The organism is Thalassobellus citreus (assembly GCF_044385915.1).
GTDB lineage: Bacteria > Bacteroidota > Bacteroidia > Flavobacteriales > Flavobacteriaceae > Thalassobellus > Thalassobellus citreus.
The window spans coordinates 1-5904 of the sequence record NZ_JBISCC010000088.1; the positions used below are offsets into that span (position 1 = coordinate 1).

Genomic DNA, 5904 nt, shown 5'->3' on the forward strand with positions numbered 1-5904 from the left:
GGTCTAATGTGCTACAACGGTTACGTATAATATTAGTGGCGCGTTTAAGCACTAATTTAATAAATAGAAACTTGCCAGCGGAAAATTCCGAAGGAATTTTCCAAGTAAGCTAAAACTAGCCATTAATTTTATGCTTTGTTGGCAATAGTTTTTATTCCGCTTTTACTTTTTCAGTCAGATTATTAATTATTTTTCTCAATTCGGTTTCTCTAGTCAATTCGAAAATGTCTAATAAATAACAAACACTTTCTGCTTCCCAAGCGTATTGAGCAATATTCCGATTATATTTTTCCAAGAGTTTGTTCAGACTTGTTCTGGTCACATTTCCGCCAACTTCTTTCTCCAGTATAATTATAAAATCGTTTAAAGAATCAAGTGATATTCTCCAGTCTCTTTCCGCTTCTAGAATTTTTTCCGCAATCTTTCTGTCAGTTTCGTTTTCAAATTGGTTTTCTTCGATTAAGTCAAACAATTTATCAAAAGTCATTATAGGGATTTCAGTTATTTCATTAAGTTCTGATAAGTTTTTATCAACCATTTTCTTTTCGGCTTTACGCTCTCCTTTCCAGAAAAATCGCTTTCCAATTTTTCTTAAATGTTTGTGCCATTATATATCAGTCGTTAATTGACCTTTTCGTTTGTTTCCCACTTTCTCAAATTATTGCCAACGTTTATGTATATGAAATGTTGCGTGTTTGTGTGCAAGGATTTTCCGAAGGAAAATCAGAAGCTAGCAAATGAGCAACAAACTTTGGTTTAGGTAAAACTAGCAATTTTTTATATACTTTGTTGTGTGTAGTTATTCTTTTTCTACACCACATTTTTCCTTGTAATATTCGATAAAAGTAGGTAAATCCGATAAAGTTATTTTGTTTTGTTCCAAATCCTCGATTAAAGAAGGGCAACTTGTAAAATATTCTTTTGACTTTTTTAAAAACCGTTTGTTTCTTTCAACTTTCATCAATTTAGGACTTCCTTCTTTTTGAATGTAATATTGAAATGAAGTAGAATTTCCATAAGCAGAACCAAAGTTTAAACCATAATAATAAGAATATCTAATCGGTGTCACTATCTTTTTTCCATTTGGTAACTCTAACGTATCTGAATTTTTTAGTTTTCCGCTTATAGTCCTATTTTCAAATTTCATTTTCAATAATTTTTCTCGAATAGTTTCTCTGTCAAAATCTGAATAAAACAGGTCAGTTCCGTTGTTTTTTGATGCTATATAGATACAAATTTTATCTGTATAGATTAACTCGACAAAAATTTTAAACTTGTTATAATTGTTATGTAAATATTGAAAAACTCTTTTATTTTCAGAGTCAGGATTTGTAATTATTTTGTCAATTTTTTTATAATCAATTTTTTTACTACCACCTTTATTTTCATTTTCCATCCTTGGGCTGAAAGCTGAACTTGCAAGCCACAACATTCCTTTTTCAGTAGTTCCATTATTATAAATGATTTCGCTTTCGATAGAAGGAGTAGCCCTTAATTCAAAGTCTTGTGAAAATCCTTTAAATGTTAGAAAGACTATTAAAATCATCAATTTTTTTATCATTCGTATAGTTTGTTTTAATTACACACAACGGTTACGTATAATATTAGTGGCGCGTTTAGGCACTAATTTAATAAATAGAAACTTGCCAGCGGAAAATTCCGCAGGAATTTTCCAAGTAAGCTAAAACTAGCCATTAATTTTATGCTTTGTTGCCACACGTTTTTTATTTCCAATAACTTATTTTTCTCGTATCAACATAAATTGAAATGAATTCCTTTGAGTTATTAAAATGTTCTTTTATTGATACATTTTTTTTAATCCAATTCCCATTTGCATCAAAGCTATAGTCAAATTTTAATTCACGATGTAATTTTGAATCTTCATATTCTTTTGAGTTGATTGTATTGTAAAGTATGTCAAACTCTGTAACGTTATTTAAATGCTTTTTTAAATCCGCTGATATTGTATAAGAAGATTGTTTAGAAATTCGTCCATCTTTCCATTTCGTTTCGCTTAACATTTCAACCCATTCAGTTTTATGTGATGACTCAATTAAATTGTTATTGATGTCATATTTGTTGCTAATAGTTATTGTTGATTTGTCATTTCCCTTTTCTTTTTGCGTTGCAAGTATAAGTTTATTATTATCATTAAAGGCGTGTTCGCTTGTTGTTACCGTCGTGTCATTTCCTTTAATCGAAATGCTTTTTATTTGATAATCATTTTTCCCATAGTAAAAAGTCGTTTTATGGTCAATTGTATCATTTAAGAAAACACTCAATTCACTCGTGTTTTTGATTGAATCATATTTCGAGATTTGAGTGATATTCTTTTTGTTTGATTTGTTAATTGAAACACTTTTTATGAACTTTTGGTATTTGTTATAATCAATAACATTGGTTTGTATAAGTTCTCCATAATTATCGAAGTATTCTACTTTTTTTAATTCCCCAAAATCGGTGTATTCTTCTATTTTGTTCAGTACAGGTTTGTCTTTTTTTTCTGTATTCTGAAAAGTTGTTTTGTAGTATTCAATTTTTTTAACTTTTCCATAAAGATTGTTTCCTTGTAAAGCGTTTTTGGAATCTGAATAAATTGGCTGCAAATCAGTTCTCAATTCCGTTTTGTTTTGGCAGTTAAATAAAATAATTGACAGTAAAGTCAGTAAGTAAATTTTTCTCAATGTTCTTATTTTCAAATGTGTGGCAACGGTTACGTATAATATTAGTGGCGCGTTTAAGCACTAATTTAGTAAATAGAAACTTGCCAGCGGAAAATTCCGAAGGAATTTTCCAAGTAAGCTAAAACTAGCCATTAATTTTATGCTTTGTTGTAACACGTTTTTTTTTATTCAACATTTGATTTTAAATCCTCTCTAATTAAGTCTAAAAATTGTCTATAAATTAAAGAAATTCCTTCAATATTATTTCGCATTTCACGAGTGGTCATATATAATTCTTTAAACTCATCATCAGTTAAAACAGTTTCTTGTTCCATAAAGTTATGTATGTCTTGAAGTTCACTAATTATATTCAAAACTTTATCTTTGAGTTGTTTCTGATTCAAATCATAGAATATATTAATATGATGATGTTCAAAACTTGAAGGATTATTAATTCGTTCAGAAATATTATCAATACTTTTTACTATCGATTCCCTCAAACCATTAGGAGTTCTTTTTTCGTTTAGAGTTAAATCAAGATTTTGTAAAGTCAATTCATAAAAGGACAACTGCTCAAAATAGTATTCTGAAGCTTTTTTTGCAGCCATTATTTTCTCCTTCCAAAAAGCTTCTCTTAATTCTGCTTTTTTTCTTCTTTTTTCAAGCAAAAAATCAATAAGACTTTTGAAAATAAATCCTAAAGCAGTAAAGATTGTGGCTACACATAATGTCCCAATTTCCGGATATTCTTTTATAAAATCCCACATATTTTATTCTTATCGTATTTTTTGTTCAAATGTGTTACAACGGTTACGTATAATATTAGTGGCGCGTTTAAGCACTAAATTAGTAAATAGAAACTTGCCAGCGGAAAATTCCGAAGGAATTTTCCAAGTAAGCTAAAACTAGCCATTAATTTTATGCTTTGTTACCCACTGGTTTTATATTCTCACTGGAACAACAATAATTTCAGTTCCAAATAGTTTCTCCATTTCGGAAACAAAATCAGATTTTAAATCCCAATGTGTATTCCATAATGAAATTCCAATATTGCTAAATGCCCATTCTGGTTCAATTTTATATTCAGTCAGATGTCTTTTTTCTCCGCAACTTGGGCAATTTGGATAATCAGTTTCCGTATTTTCATACCAATTGGCAATCCATTCGTAACCAATATTTTCATCAATCGATTTATTACAATTCGGACAGTTAATTTCTAAATAAGCACCTTCCATTGGATGAAAAACTGTTCGTTTCTTATAAACAAGTTCAAGTCCGTGTGTTATTAAATCTTTTTGATAAGCCCATAATTCTCCATCATTGAAAATTGACGCAATATTTGGTTTGAATCTATACCCTTTTTCTCCCAATGTGCAATTTGAAAGTTTTGTTTCAACAATATCTTTTTCCTGAAACCATTTTAAAATTTCTTTTGCTTTTAATTCAGCATTTGGATATTCATTTTTATGTTTCGGAACTATATGTAAGCAATTATCACTCATTTTTGGTCAACTTGTGGGTAACGGTTGTGTATAAGAATAGTGCTGTTTTGTGTCCGAGGATTTTCCGCAGGAAAATCAGAGTGACCAAAAGTGCGCTAACCTTTTGATTTAGGAATAAATTTAAGCATTATTTTTATACTTTGTTGTGCATAGTTTTTATGCGTTAAATTTCGATTTTATTTTATTCCAGAATGAGCTTTTTTCAACGTAAAGTTTATTAATTGATTCAGCTATTTTTTCTACTTGTCTTGTTTCGTGATTCCAGAAATATAGTTCGTCAGTTAAATTTCCATTTCCGTTATGAGTCAAGATTAGTTGATTCCCAAATCCGTCCGCTCCAATTGCGATTCCATTGTCTGGAAATCCATTCCATTTACGAGCATTTTTTGTTTCAAGTCCGATGTGATTACAAGTCCGACTTATTCTTTTTTTGTCAGATTTGTCGAAAAACGGATGTAGCTTAAATCCAAATTCATCCGAAATCAATAATTCTCCACCATTAGATTCCATCATTCGGTTTTTAAATTCAGTTGGGAACTTTGCGTTCAGTTCTGATTCCGTTTCTTTTATATATTTTTCGTCAATTGGAAATGGCATTTTGAGGTTTTGTTAAATTATGCACAACGGTTACGTATAATATTAGTGGCGCGTTTAAGCACTAATTTAGTAAATAGAAACTTGCCAGCGGAAAATTCCGCAGGAATTTTCCAAGTAGGCTAGAACTAGCCATTAATTTTATGCTTTGTTAGGCATAGTTTTATTCCTTTTCAATCGAAGTTTCCCATCCATCATATTCTCCATTAAATTTCTTCGCTCTTTTTCTTAAATCTGAGGTAATTGGATAAATTGAATCAATATTCACATTGTCTATTCTCCAAATTTGTAATTCAAATGGAAGGTTCGTTTCTTTATTAATTCCAGCGTTTTGCACCTTGAAATTTGACTTTTCTAAATCCGCTTTGCATTTATTCATATCAGATTCTTTTGAAAAATAAAGCCAATGGTCAACTCTTCTTGATTTCGTTAAATTGTCTCCTGCATCCTCCAAATTTCGTAATACAGATTGGTCAGCCATATAATTTCTAGTTTCCTCGTTTGGATATAAGAAATCTCTATAATATTTCCATTCCTTATCTTCTTTTACATTCAAGTAAAATTTATATTCAGGATAATTAGTTTTGTAAAAATTCTCAATTTTTGAGATAATATTTTTTTGTTCTTTAATATAGAAATATTCAAGTCTTTCATTGTTATACATAAACGAACCAACTAGAATAAATTCCGTTTCTTTTTGTATTATTTCAATTAGTTCATCAGCAACTTTGTGTAAAATACTAAAAGTCTCATTTTCTGGAAATCCGTTTTCTTTTGAAGTTTCATAAGTTAATCCAGTAACCAAAACAAAATCAAATTCTTTTATTGGTGTAGAATTGATTAAATCCATTCTTAATGTAGTAGAACCAGGTTTTTCATTTTCATATGTTGCCATATAAGTGTCCCATTGTTCCTCCGAATTTTGTGCAGTCATTTGTGTAGTTGAAAATATTATTATCAATAAAAATGCAATTGATTTCCTCATTTTTTTTTAAATTATGCCTAACGGTTACGTATAATATTAGTGGCGCGTTTAGGCACTAATTTAATAAATAGAAACTTGCCAGCGGAAAATTCCGAAGGAATTTTCCAAGTAGGCTAGAACCAGCCATTAATTTTATGCTTTGTTGGCAAATCGTTATTTT

General features: G+C 29.8%; 7 protein-coding genes. All 7 read right to left on the reverse strand.

What is annotated here, in order from left to right:
• Positions 1 to 151: 151 nt before the first annotated feature.
• The 7 genes from ACH5TX_RS00755 to ACH5TX_RS00785 all read right to left on the reverse strand — a co-directional run bounded on the left by ACH5TX_RS00755 (position 152) and on the right by ACH5TX_RS00785 (position 5744).
• Complete coding sequence (locus tag ACH5TX_RS00755; protein WP_439337644.1) at positions 152 to 538, reverse strand: hypothetical protein; 387 nt, start codon at positions 536 to 538, stop codon at positions 152 to 154.
• Positions 539 to 799: 261 nt separating this feature from the next.
• A complete protein-coding gene (locus ACH5TX_RS00760; protein ID WP_439337645.1) occupies positions 800 to 1561 on the reverse strand; it encodes a hypothetical protein in 762 nt (253 codons plus the stop codon).
• Between the two features lie 163 nt (positions 1562 to 1724).
• The gene (locus ACH5TX_RS00765) at positions 1725 to 2618 is read right to left on the reverse strand and encodes a hypothetical protein (RefSeq protein ID WP_439337646.1); all 894 of its coding nucleotides are present in this window, start codon (positions 2616 to 2618) and stop codon (positions 1725 to 1727) included.
• 230 nt (positions 2619 to 2848) lie between these two features.
• Positions 2849 to 3430 carry a hypothetical protein gene (locus ACH5TX_RS00770; RefSeq protein WP_439337647.1) on the reverse strand — a complete coding sequence of 194 codons (582 nt, stop codon included), beginning with the start codon at positions 3428 to 3430 and terminating at the stop codon, positions 2849 to 2851.
• 174 nt (positions 3431 to 3604) lie between these two features.
• A complete protein-coding gene (locus ACH5TX_RS00775) occupies positions 3605 to 4165 on the reverse strand; it encodes a hypothetical protein (protein WP_439337648.1) in 561 nt (186 codons plus the stop codon).
• Positions 4166 to 4321: 156 nt separating this feature from the next.
• Entirely contained in the window at positions 4322 to 4762 is a 441-nt protein-coding gene (locus ACH5TX_RS00780) for an SMI1/KNR4 family protein (RefSeq protein ID WP_439337649.1), read from the reverse strand.
• 160 nt (positions 4763 to 4922) lie between these two features.
• Positions 4923 to 5744 (reverse strand): DUF695 domain-containing protein, encoded by an 822-nt coding sequence (locus ACH5TX_RS00785; RefSeq protein ID WP_439337650.1) that lies wholly within the window; start codon positions 5742 to 5744, stop codon positions 4923 to 4925.
• Between the last annotated feature and the right edge of the window lie 160 nt (positions 5745 to 5904).

What these genes read in the sequence shown, in the direction of transcription:
- ACH5TX_RS00785 (WP_439337650.1), bottom strand. Translation starts at nt 5,744, where the DNA reads ATGAGGAAATCAATTGCATTTTTATTGATAATAATATTTTCAACTACA.
- ACH5TX_RS00755 (WP_439337644.1), bottom strand. Translation starts at nt 538, where the DNA reads ATGGTTGATAAAAACTTATCAGAACTTAATGAAATAACTGAAATCCCT.
- ACH5TX_RS00775 (WP_439337648.1), bottom strand. Translation starts at nt 4,165, where the DNA reads ATGAGTGATAATTGCTTACATATAGTTCCGAAACATAAAAATGAATAT.
- ACH5TX_RS00760 (WP_439337645.1), bottom strand. Translation starts at nt 1,561, where the DNA reads ATGATAAAAAAATTGATGATTTTAATAGTCTTTCTAACATTTAAAGGA.
- ACH5TX_RS00780 (WP_439337649.1), bottom strand. Translation starts at nt 4,762, where the DNA reads ATGCCATTTCCAATTGACGAAAAATATATAAAAGAAACGGAATCAGAA.
- ACH5TX_RS00770 (WP_439337647.1), bottom strand. Translation starts at nt 3,430, where the DNA reads ATGTGGGATTTTATAAAAGAATATCCGGAAATTGGGACATTATGTGTA.